General features: G+C 48.6%; 20 protein-coding genes and 1 riboswitch. Of the genes, 2 read left to right on the top strand and 18 right to left on the bottom strand.

Annotated elements, in window-relative coordinates:
* Positions 1–126: 126 nt before the first annotated feature.
* The 11 genes from uup to AQULUS_RS11560 form a co-directional block, all read right to left on the bottom strand.
* Positions 127–2043, bottom strand: coding sequence for an ATP-binding cassette ATPase Uup (gene uup / locus AQULUS_RS11610; RefSeq protein WP_148340434.1), 1917 nt, complete (start codon positions 2041–2043; stop codon positions 127–129).
* The gene (locus AQULUS_RS11605) at positions 2040–3929 is read right to left on the bottom strand and encodes an ATP-binding cassette domain-containing protein (protein WP_148340433.1); all 1890 of its coding nucleotides are present in this window, start codon (positions 3927–3929) and stop codon (positions 2040–2042) included. The genes uup and AQULUS_RS11605 overlap by 4 nt, the downstream gene beginning before the upstream one ends.
* Positions 3930–3983: 54 nt before the next feature.
* Positions 3984–5489 (bottom strand): adenosine deaminase family protein, encoded by a 1506-nt coding sequence (locus AQULUS_RS11600; protein ID WP_172622863.1) that lies wholly within the window; start codon positions 5487–5489, stop codon positions 3984–3986.
* Between the two features lie 220 nt (positions 5490–5709).
* A complete protein-coding gene (locus AQULUS_RS11595; RefSeq protein WP_148340431.1) occupies positions 5710–6702 on the bottom strand; it encodes an aldo/keto reductase in 993 nt (330 codons plus the stop codon).
* A gap of 32 nt (positions 6703–6734) precedes the next feature.
* Positions 6735–7193 carry a universal stress protein gene (locus AQULUS_RS11590; protein WP_148340430.1) on the bottom strand — a complete coding sequence of 153 codons (459 nt, stop codon included), beginning with the start codon at positions 7191–7193 and terminating at the stop codon, positions 6735–6737.
* 2 nt (positions 7194–7195) lie between these two features.
* Positions 7196–8095 carry a 3-hydroxyisobutyrate dehydrogenase gene (mmsB, locus tag AQULUS_RS11585; RefSeq protein WP_148340429.1) on the bottom strand — a complete coding sequence of 300 codons (900 nt, stop codon included), beginning with the start codon at positions 8093–8095 and terminating at the stop codon, positions 7196–7198.
* Positions 8092–9609: a CoA-acylating methylmalonate-semialdehyde dehydrogenase gene (locus AQULUS_RS11580; RefSeq protein WP_148340428.1), complete on the bottom strand. Its 1518-nt coding sequence runs from the start codon at positions 9607–9609 to the stop codon at positions 8092–8094. Before AQULUS_RS11580 ends, mmsB begins: the two co-directional genes overlap by 4 nt.
* 179 nt (positions 9610–9788) lie before the next feature.
* The gene (locus tag AQULUS_RS11575; protein WP_148340427.1) at positions 9789–10652 is read right to left on the bottom strand and encodes a scabin-related ADP-ribosyltransferase; all 864 of its coding nucleotides are present in this window, start codon (positions 10650–10652) and stop codon (positions 9789–9791) included.
* 305 nt (positions 10653–10957) lie between these two features.
* Positions 10958–11887, bottom strand: a complete 930-nt coding sequence (locus AQULUS_RS11570) for a recombination-associated protein RdgC (protein ID WP_172622862.1) — start codon at positions 11885–11887, stop codon at positions 10958–10960.
* 134 nt (positions 11888–12021) lie between these two features.
* A complete protein-coding gene (locus AQULUS_RS11565; RefSeq protein ID WP_148340425.1) occupies positions 12022–13086 on the bottom strand; it encodes an SGNH/GDSL hydrolase family protein in 1065 nt (354 codons plus the stop codon).
* A 153-nt stretch (positions 13087–13239) separates the two neighbouring features.
* The gene (locus AQULUS_RS11560; protein ID WP_148340424.1) at positions 13240–14889 is read right to left on the bottom strand and encodes a hypothetical protein; all 1650 of its coding nucleotides are present in this window, start codon (positions 14887–14889) and stop codon (positions 13240–13242) included.
* 312 nt (positions 14890–15201) lie between these two features.
* On the opposite strand from AQULUS_RS11560, the gene AQULUS_RS11555 reads away from it, so the two are divergent.
* Positions 15202–16224, top strand: coding sequence for a YeiH family protein (locus AQULUS_RS11555; RefSeq protein WP_148340423.1), 1023 nt, complete (start codon positions 15202–15204; stop codon positions 16222–16224).
* A gap of 19 nt (positions 16225–16243) precedes the next feature.
* Here the strand turns inward: AQULUS_RS11555 and AQULUS_RS11550 are convergent, their stop codons facing one another.
* The 7 genes from AQULUS_RS11550 to AQULUS_RS11520 form a co-directional block, all read right to left on the bottom strand.
* Positions 16244–17362, bottom strand: coding sequence for a ThiF family adenylyltransferase (locus AQULUS_RS11550; protein ID WP_148340422.1), 1119 nt, complete (start codon positions 17360–17362; stop codon positions 16244–16246).
* On the bottom strand, positions 17362–18828 hold the full coding sequence (gene thiE, locus AQULUS_RS11545; protein ID WP_172622861.1) for a thiamine phosphate synthase: 1467 nt from the start codon (positions 18826–18828) through the stop codon (positions 17362–17364). Before thiE ends, AQULUS_RS11550 begins: the two co-directional genes overlap by 1 nt.
* On the bottom strand, positions 18821–19612 hold the full coding sequence (locus tag AQULUS_RS11540) for a thiazole synthase (protein ID WP_148340420.1): 792 nt from the start codon (positions 19610–19612) through the stop codon (positions 18821–18823). The genes thiE and AQULUS_RS11540 overlap by 8 nt, the downstream gene beginning before the upstream one ends.
* Positions 19613–19718: 106 nt before the next feature.
* Positions 19719–19922 (bottom strand): sulfur carrier protein ThiS, encoded by a 204-nt coding sequence (thiS, locus tag AQULUS_RS11535; protein WP_148340419.1) that lies wholly within the window; start codon positions 19920–19922, stop codon positions 19719–19721.
* Positions 19919–21040, bottom strand: coding sequence for an FAD-dependent oxidoreductase (locus AQULUS_RS11530; protein WP_148340418.1), 1122 nt, complete (start codon positions 21038–21040; stop codon positions 19919–19921). The genes thiS and AQULUS_RS11530 overlap by 4 nt, the downstream gene beginning before the upstream one ends.
* Entirely contained in the window at positions 21037–22743 is a 1707-nt protein-coding gene (thiC, locus tag AQULUS_RS11525; protein WP_148340417.1) for a phosphomethylpyrimidine synthase ThiC, read from the bottom strand. The genes AQULUS_RS11530 and thiC overlap by 4 nt, the downstream gene beginning before the upstream one ends.
* Before the next feature lie 56 nt (positions 22744–22799).
* Positions 22800–22904, bottom strand: a riboswitch (TPP riboswitch).
* A 97-nt stretch (positions 22905–23001) separates the two neighbouring features.
* The gene (locus AQULUS_RS11520) at positions 23002–24189 is read right to left on the bottom strand and encodes an MFS transporter (protein ID WP_232051921.1); all 1188 of its coding nucleotides are present in this window, start codon (positions 24187–24189) and stop codon (positions 23002–23004) included.
* 98 nt (positions 24190–24287) lie between these two features.
* On the opposite strand from AQULUS_RS11520, the gene AQULUS_RS11515 reads away from it, so the two are divergent.
* On the top strand, positions 24288–25151 hold the full coding sequence (locus tag AQULUS_RS11515) for a LysR family transcriptional regulator (RefSeq protein WP_148340416.1): 864 nt from the start codon (positions 24288–24290) through the stop codon (positions 25149–25151).
* The last annotated feature ends 4 nt before the right edge of the window (positions 25152–25155 follow it).

Genomic DNA, 25155 nt, shown 5'->3' with positions numbered 1-25155 from the left:
CGATATCAGGACGAACACCACGTTAAGGCGATTAACGTAAACACAGTTATCAGGATGGTCGTGTTATCACACTTGCACTCTTTACTCGATCAGCTTCCATGTTATCAATCAATGCTTAACAAAACGTTAAGAATCCCGCTGCAACGATCTTACAAGACTTTCAAGTTCATCCCAGCGTTGGTACGCTTTTTCCAGGTCTGATTCCAGCTGATTGAGTTTATTGAGAGTTTCAGAAACTGTCTTTTGGTCTTGTTTGTAAAAATCCGGATGATTAATTTCTTCTTGAACCCTATGCTGGGCTGACTCCAAATTCTCAATTAATGTTGGCAGCCCGTCCAGCTCCTTCTGATCTTTATAGCTTAATTTTTTCGATTGCCGGATTTGTGTACAGGCAGCCTTGCCTGTATCCGGCCTGATCAGGGATGATTTTTCACCTGACTGGATATTTTTTTGCTGTTGCCTCCATTGACTATACCCGCCCACATACTCTTGTATCCTGCCGTCGCCTTCAAAAACCAGCAAGCTGGTCACCACATTATCCAGAAACGCCCTGTCGTGGCTGACTAACAACATAGTGCCCTGATAATCACTTAGCAACTCTTCCAGCAGTTCCAGTGTTTCAATATCAAGATCATTGGTCGGCTCATCCATGACCAGAAGGTTGGCTGGTTTGCTAAAAAGTTTCGCAAGCAGCAGCCTGTTGCACTCGCCTCCAGACAACGCCTTTACTGGCGTTCTCGCGCGCTGGGGAGTAAACAGGAATTCAGTCAGATAACTCATGATGTGTTTCCTGTGACCATTGCACTCCACCCACTCGCTGCCTTCCAGCACATTATCAATCACTGTCTTTTCCGGATCGAGAGAACGCCGCTGCTGGTCAAAATAGGCAATTTGCAGCTTCGTGCCCAGCGTGACCGTTCCCTGACGTGGCGTGATTTTGCCTAGGAGAAGATTGAGTAAGGTGCTTTTTCCCACCCCGTTAGGGCCGATTAAACCCAGCCTGTCTCCCCGCATGATACGTATGGAAAAATTTCGAATAACCGGTTTTTCATCAAAACCATGGCTTATGTCATATGCTTCGATAACGAGCTGGCCTGATCTGTCGCCCTCGTTCACATTGAAAGACGCTTTGCCCTGGATTTCACGGCGCTGGCCGCGCTGACGGCGCATGGCTTCCAGCGCCCTGACCCGCCCTTCGTTACGGGTACGCCGCGCCTTGATTCCTTGCCGTATCCAGATTTCTTCCTGCGCCAGCTTTTTATCGAAATCAGCATTTTGTTTTGCTTCAGCATGAAGCATTTCTTCTTTTCGGCGGAGAAAGTTTTTATAGTCGCCCGGCCACGATGTCAGGTGTCCGCGGTCGAGTTCAATGATGCGGGTGGCAAGGCGTTGCAGCAGGGCACGATCATGTGTAATGAATACTAGTCCGCAGCCTGAAGCTAGTAACTGCTCTTCCAGCCACTGAATGGCTTCGATATCAAGATGATTGGTGGGTTCGTCAAGCAGCAGCAAATCAGGCGCCGCAACCAGTGATTTTGCCAGCGCGGCGCGGCGCAGCCATCCGCCTGACAAGTCAGTCAATCGTTTGTCCGGATCCAGTTCCAGCCTGCTCAGGATACTATTGATATTGTTTTCAAATTCCCAGCCGTTGAGCGCATCGATTTGGTGTTGAATTTTTTCAAGCTGTGCGAATTCAGACTGCGTATGTCCCTGTCCCAATCTATGAGTAAGCGCATGATATTCGGCTAATAGCTGTCCGGTCTCCAACAATCCTTCTGAAACGAATTCATACACACTCATTTGCAGATTAAGAGGCAAATCCTGGGCAAGCCGCGCGCACCGCAAGTGGGGCTTGCGCCAGACAGAGCCTCTGTCCGGCGTTAATGTGCCTTCAATAATTTTCAGCAAAGATGATTTTCCAGCGCCGTTTCTTCCTATCAGGCACACACGCTCGCCCTTGCCTATCTGCAATTTGACATCATCCAGCAACGCATCCAGACCATAGGCCAATGACACGTTATCCAGTGTGACCAGGTTAGTCATACTGTATTGTCCCTTTCTTCACATGCTTGCAGCCATGTTTCTTCAAGCGTCTGCATGTCTTTTTTCAACGCCGCCTGTTTGATAAGATAAGCTTGCAGTCTCTCCTTGTTTTTCGGCTCATAGAGCGTCAAATCCGTAAGCGCAGCTTCGTTATCCAAGATTTCTTTTTGCAGTTTTTCAAGATCACATTCCAATTGTTTTATTTTTTGCAACAACGGCCTGCGCATATCCCGCTGTCTGGCATCAAGTTGGCGCTGTTCTCTCTTCGAAACTTCCGTCTTGATTTTTTCCGGTGCGGCCGCTTCAACAGCTTGCTTTCTGTATTCAATCAGCCATTTTTGATAATCGTTCAAATCGCCATCAAAGTCTTCCAACTTGCCGTCCGCAACCAGCACCAGCTTATCTGTTGCTGTTCGCACGAGGAACCGGTCATGGCTTACCAGCAGCATGGCACCTTCATATTCCTGCAAAGCCAGACTCAGGGCATTACGCATCTCCAGATCCAGATGGTTGGTGGGCTCATCCAGCAGCAACAGGTTTGGCTTCTGCCATACCAGCAGCGCCAGCGCAAGACGCGACTTCTCGCCGCCAGAAAAATTCCTGACAGGTTCAAGCACCTTATCGCCGCTGAATCCAAACCCGCCAAGAAATGCGCGCAGCTCCAGATCTGTCGCCTTGCCAGCCAGTCTGCGCAGATGCAATAGCGCATTATCACCCAGTTCCAGTTCATCCACCTGGTGTTGAGCGAAATATCCGATTTTGAGTCCCGCGCTTTTTTCACATCGGCCCTTCGCTGGAGTCAGCTCGCCGGATAGCAGTTTAATCAGCGTGGATTTGCCTGCGCCGTTTGGGCCCAATATCGCAATTCGGTCTTTGGGAGTAATACTCAGATTGATATTGCCCAATACGATCTTGTCGTCGTAGCCGATGCTGGCTTTCTCGAGTGTTAAAAGTGGATTGGGATATTGTTCCGCATTTCTGAATTGAAAATGAAACGGCGACTCGGTTTGTACCGCACAAACCAGATCCATGCGTTCAATTGCTTTCAGCCGGCTCTGCGCCTGTTTTGCCTTGGTGGCTTTTGCCCGAAATCGGTCGACAAATGATTGTAAATGTGCAAGCTGTTTTTGCTGTTTTTCATAGGTTGCCTGCTGAACCTGCAGTTCAGCCGCGCGCTGTTTTTCAAATGAAGAATAATTCCCCGTGTAAAGTGTCAGACTCTGATGTGATACATAGGCAATATGGTCGACTATATGATCGAGAAAATCGCGGTCATGCGATATGAGTAACAAGGTGCCATGATATTGTTCCAACCATTGCTCCAGCCATAAGACCGCATCGAGATCCAGATGGTTGGTGGGCTCATCCAGCAGCAACACATCCGAGCGTGACATCAGGGCTTTTGCCAGATTCAGCCTGACGCGCCAACCGCCGGAAAACGCGCTGACTGGTTTTGTCTGGCTTGCCGGATTGAATCCCAGTCCATCCAGCAATTGCGCCGCCCGTGCAGGCGCGGAATAAGCGTCTATCACAGCCAGTTTTTCGTGCAGCATGGCGATACGCTCGCCATCGTGTTCTTTTTCGGCATGTGAGAGCGCGAGCTGCAACGATGTTAACTCGCTGTCTCCGTCCAAAACAAATTCCAGCGCGGGCATGGCATACGCGGGAGTTTCTTGCGCGACGTGCGCCAGTCTGACTTGTTTGGGAATTTCGATTTCGCCGTCTTCCGGCTGCAATTCTTTCAACAACAGTGAAAACAGACTGGATTTGCCGGTGCCATTGGCTCCAATAATGCCTATGCGTTGTTTATGGTAAATTATCCAGTCCAGATGCTGCAACAAAACATGCTGGCCCCGGCGCAACGTGATATTACGTAATCTTATCATCGAATAATTGAATCATTCCGGCGGCACGCTACGCCTGGCTTTCCTGGTTAATAGTTAATAATGGCTTTCAAACACAGTAAACTTTCTTTCCAGATCCCACTGGGATTTTGCCTTTTCATTAGAATCCAGATAGGCGTTGCAAGCGGGTGAAACCGTATCCGCTCCAGGGACATCATTCATGCATTCAGCCGCGAGCCGCTGATAAGCATGATCTTGCCACAAAGCCTTTCCTGGAAGAAATGAATAAGCAAGACTGTTACGCGCAAACTGTTTGATCGTTGGGTAATCAAATTGATACGTTGTGACGGCGCGCAAATATTCCCTGGTCAGATTGCTGCGGCTGACGCCTTCATCGTCTGTTGACAGAGCAACCGGAACACCATAACGCAAATATAAAGGCAATGGATGCGTTTTCCCTTCCACGTTTAAAATCTCGGCGTTGCTGCTAAGATTTATTTCGACCAGCGTATGCTTTTCAGCCATGCGTTTCATCAATTGTTCAGCATTATCTTCCTGCTGAATATCAACGCCATGGCCGATACGGTCTGCTCCAGCCATTTCAACGGCGTCATGGATATGAAATTTCAGCCCCGCAGGCGGAACAAGCGCCTGATTTAATTCTCCCGCGTGCAAACTGATTCGCACGTCCGGATATATCTCATGCAAATATCCCACCATCCGCATATGCAAAGCATAATCCCGCATTGAAATAACGCCGTCTTCCGGCTGCACCATATTGACACCCACCACGCGCTTGTCACGGCGGGCCGCCTCAAATCCAGCAAGCAATTGCGCAAACACCATTTCAGGGGGTTGTTCGCGCAGAACCTGATATAAATAACGAATTTTTATTTCACAGCCTGCCTGGGGATTAGTGGAATCACACGCGAGGAGAGAACGCATTTTTGCCTCGTCCTGATCCAGGGAAAGCGTTATATCATCAATAACTTTGGTGAAATTTGACGCCAGCAGCCGGTTTCGCATCCGGGAAAAATCCGGATCCCATCCCAACTGCTTGCCTAGGCGGCCAGACTCATTACCATCCGCCGTGACCATCAGTTCCAGATAGGATTCATTCTCAGACGCGGCGCGCTCAGCAATTTCCGCGAGTATCTCGCCACGGTGATTATTGGTAATGGCGCTGAATTTTCCAAATGTCGCAAAAAAATGATCATGCCCGGATTCGCTGAATTGCGGAATAAAATGCCGCATGGACCAGGCATCGATGATGCTGTCGTAATAACGTGGATTTCTTATCGCATTATCCAGCCTGTTCGCCGGCTCACAATCCCGTTTATCAGTCACTGCGAAGGTAATCGGATCGACACACAAGTTATCCTTGAGAGCATACCGGATCAAGTTTTCGGCATAAGCAGCTCCGGATTCGTGATTATGCAAATCACCACCCTTGGGCATTGAGGCAAGAAAACTTCGCAATTTTTGCGAATCGCTTTTGATCGTTTCGAAATATCGTCCAGCATTTGTTTCAGGCAGATTCTGGGCAAACAAAGATGAACTGACAATCAGCGCCAGGCAAGCGGTGAAATAGCGTGTCTTCACAAGGAGCACCTTCATACAAGTTGTTGTAATAACTAACAATTAGCTGCTTCGATTTTCTGCATAATACCTGCAAACTGTTTCCAATTCCAGTCCCATGGGCAATCCGCGCATCCCCCCGCGTCTTTCCCTCGTTCCCTGAAAAGCCGTTCCAGCCAATCCGGTGTCTTATCCGAAAAATGTTCGTGACACTTCCCGGCTTCACACCGCCACAAAACCCGTTTTAACGATCGCCCACGAACTGCATCATGGCTTCGGGGTAACGTGCGCCCGATACGGCTTCCGGCGTAAACAGGCTATCCAGTCTTTCCATATCCTGCAGACTTAACTGAATTTGTGAAGCAGTGACGTTTTCTTCCAGATAGGAACGCCGCTTGGTCCCTGGAATGGGAATGATGATGGAGGACTTCGCCAAAATCCATGCCAAGGACAATTGCCCGGGCGTGCATTTTTTTTCGATCGCCATCTCGTTTAATTTCTCGACCAGATGATGGTTGATATTAAAATTCTTGTCCTGAAATCGTGGAATTCTTCTTCGATAATCATTTTCTTCCAGGTCGGAGAGTGCATTGATCTTGTTTGTGAGAAATCCTCTGCCAAGCGGTGAATAAGCCACAAAGCTGATACGCAATTTTTCACATAATGGAATAACGGCTTTTTCCGGCTCCCGGTACCACAACGAATATTCTGATTGTAGCGCTGAAATCGGATGTACGCGATGGGCTTTTTCAAGCGTATCTGCGTTGATTTCAGACAATCCCAAGTAACGGACTTTTCCTTCTTTCACCAAATCAGCCATGGCTCCCACGGTCTCTTCTATGGGTACATTGGGATCCATTCTATGAAGATAATAAAGATCGATCACATCAACGCCAAGACGCTTCAAACTGGCATCGCAGGCTGTCTTGACATACTCAGGACGGCCATTCACGGTTCTGCCCTGGGGAAGCCCGGGATCACGGACAATACCAAATTTGGTCGCCAGTATCACTTTGTCCCATTGACCCTTGAATGCTTTGGCGAGCAACTCTTCATTTGCACCCATTCCATACATATCAGCCGTATCAAAAAAATTGACTCCTAGCCGCAGTGCGTGATGTAACGTCACAATGGATTCATTGACATCTGTGCTGCCGTAAAATTCCGACATGCCCATGCATCCCAACCCGATTTCTGCCACTTTTACCTGCGTACTGCCTAGCTGTCGATTTTTCATACGCTGCTCCTGTCTGCTATGCAAAAATATGATTATTCATTTTCATCGCCGCGAGTCAGCAACACGGGAATATGGGCCAGACGAATGACCGCATCGGCTACACTGCCTAAAATTAATCGTCCTAGCCCGCTACGGCCATGCGTGCCTATGACAAGCAAATCCGCTTTCCACTGGTTCGCGTCTTCAACGATGCGCTCCGGTATCCGGGCTGGTGCTTCTGAAATTTCGTGCATGTCAAACTCGGCTTCAACCCCAGCCTTATTTGTTATTTCCCGCATCTTGGCCAGCACCAGTTCACCATGACGTCGAATTGACTGAATATACTGATCCAGATCGAATGACAATCCATCGATATAACCCAGGTATTCATCAACCACATGAATAACGCGCAGCTTTGCTTTCAAGGCATTCGCCAACACAACCGCATTTTTCAATGCCGTCTGTGATGTCGCGCTTCCGTCCACTGCAACAAGAATTCTTTGGTAAGGCATAATCAGTCAGTCCTTTTTTGGTTACTGATAAATTGGAGAATGCCTGAAAAATCCGTTTCCCCAAACCCCTGATTAACATACAGTTCATACAGTTCCGCCACAGCTGCCCCCAGTGGAATAGCTGCATTCACCGCTTCTGCTGCATGATGAGCCAGGCGCAAATCCTTTAGCATCATTTTTGCCATGAATCCCGGCTTGTATTGATTATTGGAGGGTGCATTTTCAATAATCCCCGGCACGGGGCAGTAACTTGTCATCGCCCAGCATTGCCCTGACGCACTGGAGCTGATATCAAAGAATTTTTTCTGGTCCAGGCCCAGTTTGTCCGCCAGAGCAAAAGCTTCGCAAACACCCACCATGGAAATGCCCAAGAGCAAATTATTACAAATCTTTGCGGTCTGACCGCTGCCTGACGCCCCCGCATGCACGATTTTTTTTCCCATGACCTGCAATACCGGCTTGGCTCTTTCAAAATTTTCGCTGCTGCCGCCAACCATGAAAGTCAATGTCGCTGCCTGCGCTCCGGCGACGCCGCCTGACACAGGCGCATCCAGCATGGATATATGCAGTTTTTCTGCTTCTTCATGCAGCATGTGTGTCGTGGCGATATCAATTGATGAACAGTCTATAAACAATTTTCCGGCTTTGATATGAGAAAATATCCCATCATGAGGCAAACAGATATCGACAACTTGCTGCCCTGTCTGCACGGATGTAATGATGACATCCGATTCTTGCGCGAGTTCGCCTAGAGAGTGAGCGACAATCGCCCCTTCTTTGGTCATGGATTGAACCGCATCAGGCACAACATCATGCACAAAAACCTTAAAACCTGCTTTAAGCAGGTTTTGCGCCATGGGGTGTCCCATATGACCCAATCCGATAAACCCTATCGTTGTCATATCTTGTCCTTAGCAAACCAGCGTTGCGTCACGGTCTTCAATTTGGTATAGAATCGAATCGCGTCATTTCCATACATGCCTATGTCTGAAAATATCGATCGCTTCCAGCCACCAAAACTATGATAGGCGACGGGAACCGGAACAGGCACGTTAACTCCTACCATTCCAACCTGCACCTTGTCCGCAAAGGTGCGAGCTGTGTAGCCGTCATTAGTGAAAATCGCGGTGCCATTTCCATATTCATGATCATTGATCAGTTGCAAAGCAGTTTCAAAATCCGGCACACGTACCACAGAAAGAACAGGGCCAAATATTTCCTCATTATAAATACGCATGCCCGGCTTGACGTGATCGAACAGACAGCCGCCCATGAAAAAACCTTGCCTGTGTTCAGCGGGTTTGTATTCGCTGCCATCAACAACCAGGGTGGCGCCTTCCTGCTTGCCGATATTTATATAGGATTTGACTTTTTCCAGATGTTCACGCGTGACCAGGGGGCCCATTTGTACCTCCGCTTTCGACCCCGGCCCGATTTTCAGATTAGTGATCAAGGGTTTCATTTTTTCAACCAGCTTGTCCGCAACCTGGTCTCCGACCGCAATGACGACCGAGATAGCCATGCAGCGCTCTCCGGCACAGTCATACGCCGCGGTTACCAGCGCTTGCGCCGCCTGATCCAGATCCGCATCCGGCATCACGACACAATGATTCTTGGCCCCGCCAAACGCCTGCGCCCGCTTATGATGGGCTGTGGCAGTCGTATAGACATGTTCCGCAACCGTTGATGAGCCTACAAAACTGACTGCCTTGACATCAGGATGCGTGATAAGCGCATCTACAGTTTCCCTGTCCCCGTTGACCAGATTCACGACCCCTTCAGGCACACCCGCTTCCTTTGCCAATTCCACCATGCGCAAGGCACACGAAGGATCTTTTTCTGAGGGTTTCAACACGAAAGTATTGCCGCAGGCAATGGCCATGGGAAACATCCATAATGGAATCATTGCCGGAAAATTGAAGGGAGTAATACCCACGCACACGCCTAGCGGCTGATAAAGAGAGTAACTGTCGACACCCGTACCCACGTCGCCTGCGTAAGCACTTTTTAAATGGCTGGGTATGCCGCAGGTGAAATCCACTACATCCATTCCACGCTGAAGAGAGCCTTGGGCTTCACTCAAAGTTTTTCCATGTTCCTGGGTAATATAACGGATCAGCTGATCGCGATTTTGTTCTAGCAGGGTTTTAAAACGGAAAAGTATCTTTGCCCGTTGCGGAGGAGTGGTGCCCGACCAGGAAATAAAAGCAGATTTGGCAGCCTGGACCGCCTGGTCAACGGTGTGACTGTTTGCCACGCCTACCTGACCGATAACAGAACCTGTCGCAGGATTATAAATATCGAGGGTTCTACCCTGGGGAAGCAGTTTTTTGCCACCAATAAAGTGAGGAACAGTGTAGACATCATTCCCCGACTTTTGACTCGCACCCACTGAATCCTGGGTCTCATGCACCATGTTAGTCTCCTTGAATTGAAGTTTCTTGCGAGGCAGTATAATCAACAATTCGATCGTATACTACCATAGGTTGCCTGATCGGGCGGGCAGGCCGCATCATGGCTTCCTGGTACTCATCCGATTCATGTCTTGAAAAATGAAGTGTATATCACTGAAGAAGGAATATGACAATGTGCAGATCACAACAGTGCGCATGAAGCTTTCTGTTGTTCCACGGTAAAAATCTGCTTCAGCATGGCTTTTTTATCCTGAACCCTGGCTGCAACCCTGAGTGGGTTATAGCGGGGATTCGCCCTTGTCTGCACATACTGGCCATATTCGTCAAGATATCCGCATCCTACTATGTCTTCCGTTTTGATGCCCTTGATAATATTGACTTCCTGCTTGGTTCCCGTCACCGGATAACTGGATGTTCTCGCTGACTGTGTCGCATCGATGTCTATTCCAAAACTATCCCGGTAATGAATTTGATACAGAAAGCCGAAAAATTCATGCACACCGTAATGATCTGTTCTGATTTGGCTGGTATAAAAACTGGCAATACGAGCACTTTTTGATGTGCTGACACCTGTGCTGTAATTTGAAACATCCGCGTAATCCTCGATATCACCCGATTGATATCCCTCTGTCATGCCGTTTAAAAATGCATCATCCGGATCCTGCAAGCTGCCCCGATACAAATAAGTCGGACCCGCTTCACCACTGTTTTGCTGCTGGAAAAAAACAATTTTTTTATTATCAAATTGTTCCCAGGCTTCATCGGGAAATTGCTCTGTCAACACCTCTACTAAATAGGTGCGAAATGAATAATTGTTTGCTTTCAATTTGGAACCGAGAAGACTTTGAATGATAATATTCTTCTGGTCTTGAATATTGGACGACAGCAAGGCGTGCTCCATCTCAAGAAGCGCAGGATATTTTGATTTCGAATGTCTGATCCGCCCAAAAAAAGTAGGCTGGTAACCCGGCCTGTCTGCTTGCTGGGCATAACGATCAAATGCTTCATTGAATGCCTGAAGATAACCGGGATGTAGTCGTTGCATACACTCTCGTTAAATGAGAATGTTCATTGAACTGTGTCAGTCCTTTGCCATGACAGATAAGCGACTGGATTTCAGGATGAAATCCGTTGCCACATGGATGTGGCGTTTGGAGCGAAGCAGTCATGGCAAAGGACTGACACAGTTCAATGAACATTCTCTGTTAAATTGAATTATATGAACAACAACTTAACATATGGTTAATATATATTCAACTTCCCGGATGGAAAAAGCATATCCGCCGCGAACAAACAACACCTTCACTCGTCTCGGCGGACAAGAACATCAAAAAACCCCGTATCCGCATCTCACCCGGTCATGGCAAGTTTCTTAACAGCTTCCGGCTTTTTCTCCTTGGCGAACGCCGCGAGTAAATCGTTAATCAATCCCGCATACATTTCCGTCATCATGACAAAATCCGCGTCAAATTTTTGTTGGCGGCTTTCCATTTCATCCTGAATTTCAGCCAGATCATCATCCGCCAAGTGTATGCTGCGAAAAGAAAAATCATCGGCCATGACAAAAGACAGCTTATCATGCCAGCATAAACCAATCTGAATCGCCTCACAGCCATCCTTGACCAGGGACTGAATGCTGGAATCGAACAAATCCTGCTGCTGGCAGCGTATAACACGATTTTGCTGGTCCGGATCTTGCAGTACACAAAATTTTTCTATGGAAAAAGCTTGAGGATAATCCTTGTTCTTCAGCCATTGAGTGACAATCGAAGCAGGCTTGATCACATCAATGGAACAAATGCCATCACCCAGTGATTTTTTAAACATTGAGAGAAACGCTTCCGTTTTTTTGGGACTGGTAGAATTCAGAACCAGCCATTGATTTCTCGTATCTATATATGCATAAGTCCGTGAATACTTGCTGAATGCCCTGGGCAGTAATGTCTGTGTGACTTCCTCCTTGTATGACAGCTTTTCCTTTTGCCGGACCCTGCGCCCTTCCGCAAGCTCTATCTGCCTGATTTTTTCTTTCAAGGTTTGCGTCACCACGCTTGCCGGTAATATTTTTTCTTCCGCCTGCAGACAGAACATGATACAGCCGTTCAAGCCTCGCGCCAGCGGAGCACCTTCCTCTTCCACGGGCGAAATCCAGCCTGCGCTGGATGGCATGGAAGGCAGGCAGGGGTTAAACGCCAAGGGCTCAAGTTTTTCCGCAAGCGCGTTGGGAGAGGATTGTATGGGTGAGGTTAATTGAAAAAGCTGGACTTGCTTGAACCACATCTGAGCCATTCCTTATGAAATAATAAATGTGCGCACACAAGAGAAAAACCCGGCCTTTCTTTTGCGTGCCGCATTGTCAGGGTGGGCTAGACTATCACGATTCAAGCCGATTTTACATCCGCAATATCATGAGATCACTGTGCCTCGTTCCGGCCGTAGATTCCATGTGCGCGCAATTCTCTGACAAGAATGGATGAGATCAGCTGATGGACAACACGGGTCGGATGAATGTGATCCCAAAACAGATATTCATCAGGGTTAGCACAAGACTTTTCGCCCGCCAATGACATTTCTGAAGTCAGGTAAGCCGTCCTGAGAGAAGGAGTGTTCAGAATGTCAATATCGGCTTGCCGCGCCGCCTGGACAGCCTTGAATTCCCGGGTGTCAAGCCCTCGGGCTTTTAACCAGTACCCGCCGTCATAACAGGCCTGGGTCACATTTTTCAAATGAAATTTGTCAGGATTGACGATGAGATCATCAAAGTATTGCGTCGTATCGCCGCTGACAATTTTTACCTCTGGGTAAACCAGTTGCATTTTCCGTATCATGTCAGCAAATTTTTGGTTATGCAGCGTCACCAGCCTGCGCACGCCCGCGATGAAATCCGGCCCCCTGGCGGTCACTTCAGGTACCGCGCCCAAGTCGGGAACATTCAAAACCAGCAGGTTTTTCGCGCCATAATACACCAGCCAGTCAATCTGGCTTTGAATGGATGCGACCGTATTCGTCGTCGCTTCATCGGCATCGGCACGGCCGTTCACATAATCGTTTCCCCCGGACCAGATCACATATAAGTGATTCTCCTTATGGAAGTCCAGCGCTGATGAAACCAGATAAAAATTCACCTGCATGCCCAGACCGAAGGGAATAATGAGTTTTGAATCCTTGAAAGGTTCTGCCCACGATCCCCCATAAGCATAATTAATTTGTTCCGCATGCATTTCCATGGCGAGATGATCCGTCCAGATCAAGCCATTGGAGAATCTGCCGTTGTAATAGGGCGGATCCTTGGGGATGACAGGAATCAAGGGAATGGAATTATGCGCCATGGCAGTCAGTGAAAAAATGTTGCCTGAATCAGAGAGACTGTCACCAAACACAACTATTTTATCTATATTAACGGCGTAGACACACGAGTATACGCAAGAGAATAGCAGGAAGAATAGAGACGCAACCAACCGTCCATAGAGCTTGATCATGTGTTGTCCTTGACTCGGCTATTTCATTCATCTTAGCGAATGGAAGTTAATTGTAAATACAGGAAAACACCAAACGCCTTAGGAATATGGCGGCAGCACAAGCCGCCTCGTTTGCAAATTTTAGGCTGCCGCGGCTCCATCACGCGATTGCGGTTAGACTGAGCGGGACAGGGATAATACCTGGCTGTCCGCTCTCGCATCCGAGGAACTGACCAAATGCAGCTCTGCAGCCGCATCATCACTCCGCGCAGCCACGGGATGTGAGAATAAACGGCCTTGAGTAATAGTCTGGATTTTACTCTTTTGCTCGTCAGTAAATATTTCCGGAGGCAGATTGAGGAGACATTGAACAAATTGCGGATCAAAGTCCTTTGCCAGCGTGGGATCCAGCTTGGCATGAAGATTCATATATAAACTGCAGAGATCACGCAAGGTTTTATAAGAAAGATCATAAATGACAAGCCCGATGACACCGCCTGTCAGTGCGCCAACCATCATGCTTAATCCTTCAAAAACTTTAGCGAAAGCCCGCTCCAGCGAGGCATTGATGACCATGTCGGCAGCAAAATAACCCAGGTAATTTCCCGCGTCGCCCAGCACCAGAGTCATGGCGCGACCAGTCAGTTTACTGACTATCAATTTGGGATTCACGCTTTCATTCGTCTGGCTGAGTGCATAACCAATGGCATAACCCGCGCCATAGCCAGGCGACGCCGCGATGACGGCACCCGTGACCGCCATGCCGATGGCGACGTAGGATATCTTTCTGGATGATTGTGTGTTACACAGCTTTTCCACCATTTTGACAGTATCCCCGCGCATGACATGGACTTTGGGATCAATGTATATCTTAGCGCCATCGGAGCCCAGCGCGGTTTCCAGTTTTTCAATGTTACGGCTGTCCATCAAAAACGTTTCAAAAGCGGATAGACAAGCCTGGCGTGTATGCTGGTCAATGTCTTCAATTTTCTGAATATTCAACGCATCTTTGCAAAGATCATACAAGACACTGTTTTCTTCCGGTGACCTTACCCAATAGGTATCCCAGATAGACTGCATCACGTAAAGCAGCAGGCCCATCTTGATTCTTTGTGTGCGGCTCAAAAAATGCTGTTCATCCTTTCCGCGCTTTTGCGGCAACATCTCACTCATCGCCTTGATAAGTCTTGCCAGCAGCAGCCTATCCGGATTATCCGACTTGGCGTTCTCCTGATACTTATCAGGCATGGCTTGCATCTTAGTATCGATGGATTGTTCAGTCGGGATCGCCCTGATCAACTTGTTGGCTTCCGTCACAACATGATTGAACGTGGATCTCAGAGTGTCTTCAACTTGCGTTTTTACCGTCTTGTATTCAAGGTTTTTCTCCGTGGATTTTTCCCTAAAATCCTGCTTGTTCGCCTTGAACACCAGATTATAAAATTTCGAGAGATAGATTAGTCTTGATTTGTCATCGAGATTGTTTGCGCCATTTATACCCAGTTTTTCTAATAACGCCTTATACAGCTTGCTCCCTGAATCGAACACATAGCCTTTGCTGTATTCGGGTTTAAGCAAGCGGTATGTGGCGTTGATATGTTCCAGCGCAAAAATATAGGCGCCAAGCATGGCTTCCTGTATTTCGGATTCAGCTGGCGGCTCATCGCTTTCAGCCAACTGTTTCAGTGTCTCCCTAACCGCTTCGAGAGTATCGATAAGCTTCACGCGATCGGGGTTGGGGGGCTGCCTATTGCGCAGATACTCCCCTCTCACCTCATCAATTCCGTCTAACAACGCCTGCAGTGGAGGGATGATATATGTCATTGCGATAAGCTCCTAGTGTGTTATCTGGCAATATACGGGTCTGGATAAGACCTTACTGTATAACGAAGAATTTACGATAGCCTATCTTGCTTAAGATATTCTTAAATTCATTTATAGCCGGGAAAAATATTCAAAGCCTTCGCCGTATCAAACACTCCTGACTTGTTTGCGCAAATAATGGCAATCTAAAGACTGTTGCCTGTTTAAGAGGGCCGACTTGCCAGTGCCGGCTCAGTCATCAGGCGCATAAAATTCCATAGCCCGAGGCAAAAAAATGGCTTACAATGCACCACGATTATCGGGTGAGTTAAAATGATTTCACATACACAGTCCCTGCATTCGCAAAAAATATCCGGTCTTGTCTGCGTCTCCGTTCTTGCATGGCTCAGTTATATGGTGACCAGCCTGCCCGTGATGGCGGAAACCGGCATCAGCTCTTTGGTCATTGCGATTGTATTGGGAATCCTGTTTGGCAACACCCTGCCCTATCCCGCATCATGGACAGCCGGTATTCAATTTGCCGCCAAGCGATTGCTTAGAATTGCCATCATACTCTATGGATTCCGTGTCAGCTTTCAGCAAATCGCATCCGTTGGCGTCCAGGCCTTGGCGGTGGATATCTTGATCGTCAGCCTGACTCTGACTGCGGGTTATTACATAGGCAGGAAAGTTCTCAGACTGGACCGGGACATGTCTTTGCTGATCAGCGCTGGCTCGGCCATCTGTGGCGCGGCGGCAGTATTGGCCGTTGAAGACGTCTTGAAAAGCGAACCCTACAAAGCTGCCGTTGCCATTGGCACCGTCGTACTCTTTGGCACCGCTTCCATGTTTCTCTATCCGCTGATCCAGCATGCGGGATTATTCGGTTTCAACGATACCCAGTTCGGCGTCTTTGCGGGCGCCAGTGTGCATGAAGTCGCTCAAGCGCTGGTAGCCGGCGCCAATGTCAGCCCGGAAGCCGGAAAAATCGCTGTCATTGTAAAAATGATGCGGGTGTTATTACTTGTCCCGGTATTAATCATTCTCTCTTTTATCAGTAATCAATCTTCCGTTTCCACTCTTGGCTCGAATAAACTTTTCAAAGTTACTATTCCCTGGTTCGCTCTGGGGTTCGTCGCCATGATCGGCCTGAATTCCACGCGGATTGTGCCTTCATCCTGGGTGGATATTATCAACCAGACCGATATTATCCTGCTAACCATGGCAATGGGAGCCATAGGAATAGAAACCAAATTAAGCAAGATGAAAAATGTGGGGTTACAACCGCTTTATCTCGCTGTCATGCTGTTCGTCTGGCTGCTCTTCAGCGCTTTTCTCATGATCAGATTTTTCTGAGGCACTTCCTTACAGCGACTCACGCGCATTGTTCTTTCCACGCAGTCATGCCTCCATCCAGGGATTTCACCAGATTGAATCCCTCGCTCAGGAGAAACTCGAGTGCTCTCATGCTGCGCCCGCCAGACGTACAATAGGTAACAATCAGTTTGTCCGGATCAAGTTCATTCAGTCGGCCGGGCAACTCTTCCAGGGGAATATGCTGACCGCCAATATGATAGGCATTATGCTTTTCAGTCGTCCTGACATCCAGCAGCTGGATATCCGGTTTGTTTGATAACAAATCCCGCAATTCCAGCGGTGATATATGATATTCATTCATATTGATATGGCTCCGCTTGTTGGCATGAAATGGATGCTCCGATTTGATCCCGCGGGAAAATCCGCAGATTTCGCAATCGGAATTTTTAGGCAAATGATACTCCTTGAATGCCATTTTTAACATATCTAAATGCAGCAACCGGCCCATTAAAGGTACGCCCTCCTGAAGTATCCATTTGATGACTTCCCCTGCCTGGATCATGCCAAGAATCCCCGGCACCACGGGCAACACCCCGCCTTGCTCACAAGTCTGCACCGTTCCGCGTTCGGGCACCACAGGAAATAGACAGCGTAAACAAGGCCCGTGTTGTCCTGCCACAGTCAGGCACTGTCCCTCAAACTGCGACACGCTGGCTGAAACAAGAGGCTTGTCGAGCAACACGCACAAATCATTGAGCAGAAACCGCGTCGCGAAATTATCAGAGCAATCAGCAATAACGTCATATTGGCTGATTAATTCCCTGGCGTTGAGACCGGTCAATTCAACTTGATGCACACGGATTTTTGCGTCCGGGTATTGCTCCGCCAGTTGTTCGCGGGCGCATTCGACTTTAGGTTTCCCAAAATGCCTTTCATGATACAGGATCTGGCGGTGCAAGTTCTGCCTGTCAACACAGTCATGATCCACAATGCCCAATGTGCCGACACCGGAAGACGCCAAATAGAGAAGCAACGGTGTCCCTAATCCGCCCGCGCCTATACAAGCCACTTTGGCATTCTTGAGCTTCAACTGACCAGTCAGGCCCATCCCGGGCAGTTTGATCTGTTGTTGATAACGGATGATTTCTTCCGGATTCAGTCTGGCATGCCGCGTCATCAATGCTTTCCTACCATAGACAATAATTGCTGCGTTTTTCTTTCTGGATTTTCTGCCTGTGTGATGGCCGAGATCATTGCGATTCCATTGACACCTGTATTCAATACCTCGCTCATCCTTTCTTCATTGATTCCTCCGATAGCAACCAGCGGATACCGTCTCAAGGTACGGCGCCAGCGCTTCAACTGTTCAATGCCCTGCGGAGCGAACGGCATCATTTTTGCAGTGGTGGGATATATCGGGCCGCATGCGATATAGGAGGGCTGAACCGCATGCGCTCTCGCCACTTCGTAATAACAATGTGTACTGATGCCCAATCGCAGGCCCGCCGAGAAAATCCTGTCAATATCAGCGGTGTTTAAATCTTCCTGCCCCAAATGGACGCCATAGGCTTGGTGCGCAATCGCGTCTTCCCAAAAATCATTAATATATAATCGGGCTTCATATTGCCTAGCCAGCGCAACCGCATGCCTGATTTCATTTTGCAAATGCACGCCTTGTTTATCCTTGCAGCGCAATTGCACGGTTTTAACACCCGCTGACAATAACAATCCTATCCATTCAGCTGAATCAACCACTGGGTATAATCCTAATGTTTCCGGATCACACGGCAAAAAGCTGCGTGGATGTTCCATCAAAGGACTAGCTGACAGAAAGGGCAAGTCATCCTGATCTTCGGGCCATGATCCGTGCACAAACCATGTTGGCTCACGGGAAATTGTTGACAGGCGAATTCCGTTGCTGATGTACATTTTCGCAATGACCAACGCATCCTTAAGAGAATAATTCAGCGCCAGACAGGCAGTGACAGCCGAAGAAAACACACAGCCTGTGCCCCGGCAATTTCGATCGGAATAGCGGGGCGTTGCCAGCCAGAATGATTCCTTCCCATTGGTCCAGTAATCCTGGCTCCATTTGTCAGAAATGAAATGTCCGCCCTTAATGCAAACACTGCCCGCACCCCGGGATAGAATTTTATGCGCCGCTGCTTCCATGTCTTCAAAGCTGCGTATCATGAAGCCTGACAGGCACTCGGCTTCGGGGATATTCGGAGTCAGCAGATGTAAATAGGGAAAGATTTGAAACAAACCATCCAGATATGCCCTGGCGGGACCCGCGATCAACCCGCCGCCGCATGAAGCGGAAAATACAGGATCAAAGACGATATAGCCGGAATAAGCGTGCAAAAACTCTCTTATCATATCTATATTTTTCGGCGTTCCCAGCATGCCGATCTTGATGGCATTCGGCCGGCATTCATGTTTCAGCACTGACAATTGCGCCTTCAGGTGTTCCGGGGAAGCATACTGTATATCCGATACCCGATGTGAATTTTGCGCTGTGGAAGCCGTCATGACGGAGCATCCATGCAGCCCGAAACGATGAAAGGTGAGCAAGTCAGTTTGCAGACCCGCACCACTGCTGGAATCAGAGCCGGCGATAGTCCAAGCTATCGGCTTATTCACGGACACCCTCACTATGCCAAAACGGCGTATCAATCAGGGGCGTGCTGGGATAAGCAAAATCCCGTGCTTCGATCATGCCTGCTTCATATGCCATTCTGCCAGCCTGCACGGCACAGCGAAATGCCTCCGCCATGCCAGCCGGATGTTTCGCGAGTGAAACCGCCGTATTCAATAAAACCGCGTCAAATCCCATTTCCATGACCTGACACGCATGCGACGGCTTGCCGATTCCCGCATCAATGATCAATGTGATATCCGGAAGCCGTTTGCGCAAAGTTTCGAGGGCATATGGATTCATGATTCCCCTGCCTGAACCAATAGGCGCGGCTCCGGGCATTAATATTCTGCAGCCGCTGTCGCGCAGCCGTTGACACAATACCAGATCATCTGTGCAGTAAGGAAAAACCTCGAATCCTTTCTTCACAAGAATAGAAGCCGCCCGCAGCAATTCCAGGGGATCGGGCTGCAAATTATATTCATCTCCTATCACTTCCAGTTTGATCCAGCGGGTTTCAAAGATTTCCCGCGCCAGCTCGGCGGTGGTCACCGCGTCAGCTGCCGTTCGACAGCCTGCCGTGTTAGGCAGCACATGGCATGGCAGCGATTTGATGGTGTCCCAGAATCCGTTGTCTGATTCCCGCGAAGTTATCTGACGTTTCAGCGCTATCGTCACAATGTCAGAACCGGAAGCAATGATGCTTTCACGCATGACTTGCAGCGACGGATACTGTGCCGTCCCCAACAACAGACGACTCGTTAATTTTTTCTCAGCCAATGTCCACATGGTACTCCTCAAGTATTGAAAACATCACACCGGTTCCAGCAGGAAAATTTTCCGCGCAGGATCGTTACCGCCGTCAGGATACGATGCATGGTTTGCATTCCTGCTTTTATCCACCCTGCATGGGCGTGACGACATCCACACAGTCTCCCTCATTCAATAGTGCGTTTACGACATCATTCCGTGACACGAAACTCCGGTTAACAGCCACGGCGAAACATCCATCAACGTATCCGTTATCACGCAACAACTCGACCAAGGTAAGCGACTTCCTGATCTTGATTGCCTTCGCGTTAAAATACACAGTAATCATGCAGTCCTCCAGATTTCGGGATAATAACAGGCAGATTGGCCCAGGCTGATCCAGCGCATAATTTCGGCCGCAAGCGCGGGAGCAATCAGGAATCCGTGTCTGTATAATCCATTAATCGCCACACATCCATTCACGTGTCTGATTTCAGGCATAAAATCATGCAGCGCAGGACGGCAATGCGCGACGGTCTTGACTAATCTTGCCTCAGCAAATCCAGGATGCAATGAATAGACCGCGGTCAACAATTCCAGGGTGGTGCGGACAGAGATATTACTCATGTCATCCGCATGGATTTCACTCGCCCCGATGATATAAACATGATCAGGGCGAGGCGCGAGATATAAGTTGTATCGTGGATGATGGAATTTGACCGGATAGCGAATATCGACCTCCGGCGCATGCAGCCAAATACTCTCTCCGCGCACAGCACACATTTTCTCGAACCGGGATCTCGCTCCCAGTCCGCGGCAGTCAAAAACCAGGTCAAATGCGTACTCATCATCTTCCGCGCGTATCTTGCCATCGGCGACAGCCGTCACGCGTGTCTCTGATCGCCAGAAGACATGATTTTTTAACAGGTATTCCCGCAAGGCGCCCATAACCGCCTGACTGTCAATCTGGCCTTCGTCGGGAATATAATAAACCTCATCGAATTGGGTGAGCTGCGGTTCAATCCGCAGAATTTCATCGTGACTCAATTTGACCGGCAATTTATTCTTCATTTCGCCGGACGAGTCTGGACAGGATTGCCTGGTATGTTTTCGCAAATGGTCGTGCAGCCTGGCATCAATATGCGAAACAAATCGCCGCAATTCCGGAACATCGCGGGGATGCGATAATGCCAGACTTCCCTGCGACCTAAAATAAATGTGATGACCAATCTCCTTCAGTATGTCAGGCCAGTGTGACAATAAGGCTTGCCTACCCAGCCGATAAATCAGGATTTCGGTTTTTTCCAGTTCGGAAACAGGCATTAACAAGCCGGCGGCGGCATGACTGCAGTTTGATGTGTCATTGACGGGCCCATGGTCAAACAGCGTAACACTATGGCCCGCCGACACCAGCGCGTACGCCAGCATGCGCCCCATGATTCCTGCACCGGCAATCCCCGCATTCATGCCTGCGCCTTATGGGCATATTCGCGAATTTCTCGCGTAATTTGCATGGAACAAAACTTCGGCCCACACATCGAACAAAAGTGCGCGATTTTTGCCGAATCCTGGGGCAGTGTCTGGTCGTGATACGCACGCGCGGTGTCCGGATCCAGTGACAGGTTAAACTGATCTTCCCAGCGAAACTCATATCTTGCCTCCGACAAAACCTGATCGTGAAAAAGCGCGGCGGGATGGCCTTTTGCGATATCCGCCGCATGAGCCGCGATTTTATACGCGATGATGCCCTGCTTTACATCATTTTTGTCGGGCAATCCAAGATGTTCCTTGGGTGTCACGTAACACAACAAGGCAACCCCGTGCCAGCCCATGACCGCCGCCCCGATCGCGCTCGTGATATGATCATATCCGGGAGCGATATCTGTTGTCAGAGGTCCGAGAGTATAAAATGGCGCGGCCTGGCAGTATTCGACCTGTTTATCCATGTTTTCCTTGAGTAAATGCAAAGGCACATGCCCCGGCCCTTCTATCATGACTTGCACATCGTGATTCCATGCCCGCCGCGTCAGTTCACCCAATGTCTGCAATTCAGCAAACTGGGCGACATCATTCGCATCCGCGATCGAACCCGGACGCAATCCGTCTCCCAGGGAATAACTGACGTCATAGGTTTTCATAATTTCGCAAATTTCTTCAAAATGCGTATAAAGGAAATTTTCCTGATGATGGGCAAGACACCATTTCGCCATGATGGACCCGCCGCGCGATACAATGCCTGTTACGCGGTTTGCTGTGAGAGGTATATGGCGCAGCAACACGCCCGCGTGAATGGTAAAATAATCCACGCCCTGTTCTGCCTGTTCAATTAGCGTGTCCCTGAAAATCTCCCAGGTCAGATGTTCCGCAACCCCGCCGACTTTTTCCAATGCCTGATATACCGGCACTGTTCCGACCGGAACAGGAGAATTGCGAATGATGTAATCCCGGGTCGTGTGGATATGTTTCCCCGTGGACAAGTCCATCACGGTATCCGCACCCCAGCGGACGGCCCATAATAATTTCTCAACCTCATCCTCGATGGAAGAACTGACCGGAGAATTGCCAATATTGGCATTGATTTTCACCAGAAAATTTCTGCCAATGACCATGGGTTCAAGTTCTTCATGGTTGATATTGGCGGGGAGAATGGCCCGCCCCTGAGCAATCTCATTGCGAACAAATTCCGCCGTGATCGCCGGTGCATGCGCGCCGCCCGCAGCGGCATACTGTCCGCGGTTCATATTTTCCCGTAATGCAGCGAATTCCATTTCCGGCGTAATAATTCCCCGCCGCGCATAATGCAATTGCGTGACATTCGTACCCGGTTTGCCCCGTTTTGGAATACGACGTAAATCCTGTGAGTAAGACAGCGCCGCCCGCTTCATGTTTGGGAAACCATTGTCCTGCGGCTGAACAGAGCGGCCTTCATAAGTTTCCGTATCGCCACGCTTCGCTATCCAGCCCGCTCTTGTTCCAGGCAGCCCCTTTGAGACATCTATGGACGAAGCTGCATCGGTATAGGGGCCCGAGGTATCATACACGCACCAGGTTTTCCCGTTCGTCAATCTGATTTCACGCATGGGAACGGCGATATCCGGATAGAGATGTCCTGGAATATATATTTTTCTTGATCCCGTGAGTGCTTGACAAAGATGTTTGTCGGTTTGCATGCGTACTCCATTAAATTCATGGGCGCGAGCATGCTGAAAGAAATGCGAAAAACCATCATAAAGACTATTCACATTCCCTACGCAGGCCCTAGCCTGATCAGGTTCAAAGGGTTAAGCAATCTGCTCTCTCAGCCACTGATGTGGCACCCCTAGTGATTACGGCGTATTTAATCACAAACAATTTTCAAAAGCCAACACAAACTTGCAAGCGATTAAAATCGGATAACGCCCTTTCAGATTGATGATGCAGCTCATCGTCTAGATTTGATTCGTTCTGACGCCAATAAACTGATATAACACCATCATCAATGCGCATACCAGAAGAAACAAGCCAGGCAAAAGTGTCGCTTTGATCGTTAACGGACCCAGACATATAACAGCGAGCGTGGCCAGCCCCATATTGAGAAAACTCATGACTGCAGAACCATGCGACTTGTCATCAACCTGATGCATTGCAATAGTAGACGCATTCGCGAGAATAAAACACAAGCCGTAATAGATAAACATCATGGGAAAAAATATTGAGAAAATCGCAGACAGCTGCATATGTACCGCGAGAATCATGATGACCGAGCCTGATGCCGCAATGACGATTCCTATCCCGATCATCTTTTTTAATGGAAATACCCTAACCAGTCTTGCGGAAGACAATGAACCCGATAATAAACCAATCGGCGGCAGCAGATTAGCGAATCCATATTCCGTGCTGTTCATACCCATCAGGTTGATTGCCACAAATGGAGCCACAGCGGCAAAAATATAGACGAATGCACTGCAACATCCCATAAGCAAACCGCCGGACACCAATGTGGTATTCCGAAATTGTCGGACATAGGCGAGAAACAGATGTGTGATTTTGAGAGCATTCTTGTCTTTTATGGACAAGGTTTCCGGCAGGTTGAATGTCAGGATCAACAAAAATAACCCGTATGCGGCTAACGCAAAAAAACAGCTTTCCCAGCCGTAATAGGCGGTGAGCACACCGCCTAGGGCCACAGCGAGTCCGGGTGTGACTGCGAACGCGAGCGTCAGATAGGCAATTTTTTGACTGGCGGCACGCGCATCAAGACATTCATTCACCAACGTGAATGTCATTTTTAACCCTACGCCTGATCCCAGAGCCAGGAAAAATCGACCAGCAACCAGAATTGAATAAATATGCAGCCAGCCTGACAGCACGCAAATCAGGCTGCTTACAATTTGCAAGCCGACGCCGCAATATACCGCCGGTTTGCGGCCAAACCGGTTGGCAATGGGACCGTAGACCAGTTGCCCCAGCGCATAACCGGTTAAAAACCAAATCATCGTTAATTGTGCCTGATCATCCGTAAGATGGAAAAACTGTTTGATATCAGGCAAGGCCGGCGTGAACAACACTGCGTTCACGGAAGCAAATGAAATCATTAACAATAAGGTCATGAATGGAATAGAGAATTGTTTCTGCATAACAGCCGCCTTTAATGTATTTTCTGTATGATAATGCTGGCATTAAAAGTAAACAATATAATATAATGTTAATTATTGTTGAATATTTTGCAATAATCATGACCAAACTAGAACGAATCAACGCCTTTATTCATGTAGTGGAAGCAAACGGCTTTGCAGCAGCAGCCAGAAAGCAAGGGATTTCAACTCCGGCCATCAGCAGACAGATCACGGCCTTGGAGGCAAGTCTTGGCGTGCAATTATTGAAACGCACCACCCGGCAAGTTGCCTTGACTGACATCGGGCTTCAATACTACCAGCACTGTAAGAATGCGTTAACCCTGCTTTCTGACGCTGAGGATGCCATCGCCAACAGCCGCAGGGACGCCACCGGCGTTCTAAGCATCTTAAGCAACCGACACTTTGCCTTCGCGCATCTTCTTCCACGATTAGCGGATTTTATGCAGATGAATCCAAAATTGCATATTCAGCTGCAATTGGCTGAGCGTTTTCCCGATTTGTCGCAAGAAAATATAGATATCGTTTATGGAGTCAGCCAGGAAGGCCCTCCCGATCTGGTCAGACGCCGTATAGCAAGCACAAAGTATGTGCTGTGCGCGTCGCCGTCCTACCTGAAGCAGCATGGAATACCCAGGACACCCGCAGATCTTGTTCAGCATGCCTATATCACACATAGCATGCGCAAACCACTCGATGTGCTGATATTTGCTGACGGCAGAGAAACATATCTGGAACCCGCCCTGTGGCTGAATGATACTCAGGCAATGCATGAATGCGCTCTTCAAGGCATGGGCGTAGTAAAACTGCACGAATATGAAGTCGCCGAGTCAATAAAAGAGAATTGTCTGACCGTGATTCTGCCAGATTATCCTATGCCCCAGATTTCCGTATATTTGTATTATCGGCAAAGCCGGTATTTACAAGCCAAGATCCGCCGCTTTATTGACTTTTATATGGAGTGACCCC

Origin of the sequence: Aquicella siphonis, assembly GCF_902459485.1 — a bacterium.
Lineage (GTDB): Bacteria > Pseudomonadota > Gammaproteobacteria > DSM-16500 > DSM-16500 > Aquicella > Aquicella siphonis.
The sequence above is the reverse complement of the archived record's forward strand: the minus strand, read 5'-3'. Positions and strand labels throughout refer to the sequence as shown.

Bases quoted from the DNA above. Each gene is read 5' to 3' on its own strand.
- AQULUS_RS11570 (WP_172622862.1), bottom strand. From the start codon at position 11,887: ATGTGGTTCAAGCAAGTCCAGCTTTTTCAATTAACCTCACCCATACAA.
- uup (WP_148340434.1), bottom strand. From the start codon at position 2,043: ATGACTAACCTGGTCACACTGGATAACGTGTCATTGGCCTATGGTCTG.
- AQULUS_RS11560 (WP_148340424.1), bottom strand. From the start codon at position 14,889: ATGACATATATCATCCCTCCACTGCAGGCGTTGTTAGACGGAATTGAT.
- AQULUS_RS11565 (WP_148340425.1), bottom strand. From the start codon at position 13,086: ATGATCAAGCTCTATGGACGGTTGGTTGCGTCTCTATTCTTCCTGCTA.
- AQULUS_RS11550 (WP_148340422.1), bottom strand. From the start codon at position 17,362: ATGACGCGGCATGCCAGACTGAATCCGGAAGAAATCATCCGTTATCAA.
- mmsB (WP_148340429.1), bottom strand. From the start codon at position 8,095: ATGACAACGATAGGGTTTATCGGATTGGGTCATATGGGACACCCCATG.
- AQULUS_RS11520 (WP_232051921.1), bottom strand. From the start codon at position 24,189: ATGCAGAAACAATTCTCTATTCCATTCATGACCTTATTGTTAATGATT.
- AQULUS_RS11530 (WP_148340418.1), bottom strand. From the start codon at position 21,040: ATGAATGCGGGGATTGCCGGTGCAGGAATCATGGGGCGCATGCTGGCG.
- AQULUS_RS11555 (WP_148340423.1), top strand. From the start codon at position 15,202: ATGATTTCACATACACAGTCCCTGCATTCGCAAAAAATATCCGGTCTT.
- AQULUS_RS11590 (WP_148340430.1), bottom strand. From the start codon at position 7,193: ATGCCTTACCAAAGAATTCTTGTTGCAGTGGACGGAAGCGCGACATCA.
- thiS (WP_148340419.1), bottom strand. From the start codon at position 19,922: ATGATTACTGTGTATTTTAACGCGAAGGCAATCAAGATCAGGAAGTCG.
- AQULUS_RS11575 (WP_148340427.1), bottom strand. From the start codon at position 10,652: ATGCAACGACTACATCCCGGTTATCTTCAGGCATTCAATGAAGCATTT.
- AQULUS_RS11515 (WP_148340416.1), top strand. From the start codon at position 24,288: ATGACCAAACTAGAACGAATCAACGCCTTTATTCATGTAGTGGAAGCA.
- AQULUS_RS11540 (WP_148340420.1), bottom strand. From the start codon at position 19,612: ATGTGGACATTGGCTGAGAAAAAATTAACGAGTCGTCTGTTGTTGGGG.
- AQULUS_RS11580 (WP_148340428.1), bottom strand. From the start codon at position 9,609: ATGGTGCATGAGACCCAGGATTCAGTGGGTGCGAGTCAAAAGTCGGGG.
- AQULUS_RS11595 (WP_148340431.1), bottom strand. From the start codon at position 6,702: ATGAAAAATCGACAGCTAGGCAGTACGCAGGTAAAAGTGGCAGAAATC.
- AQULUS_RS11605 (WP_148340433.1), bottom strand. From the start codon at position 3,929: ATGATAAGATTACGTAATATCACGTTGCGCCGGGGCCAGCATGTTTTG.
- thiC (WP_148340417.1), bottom strand. From the start codon at position 22,743: ATGCAAACCGACAAACATCTTTGTCAAGCACTCACGGGATCAAGAAAA.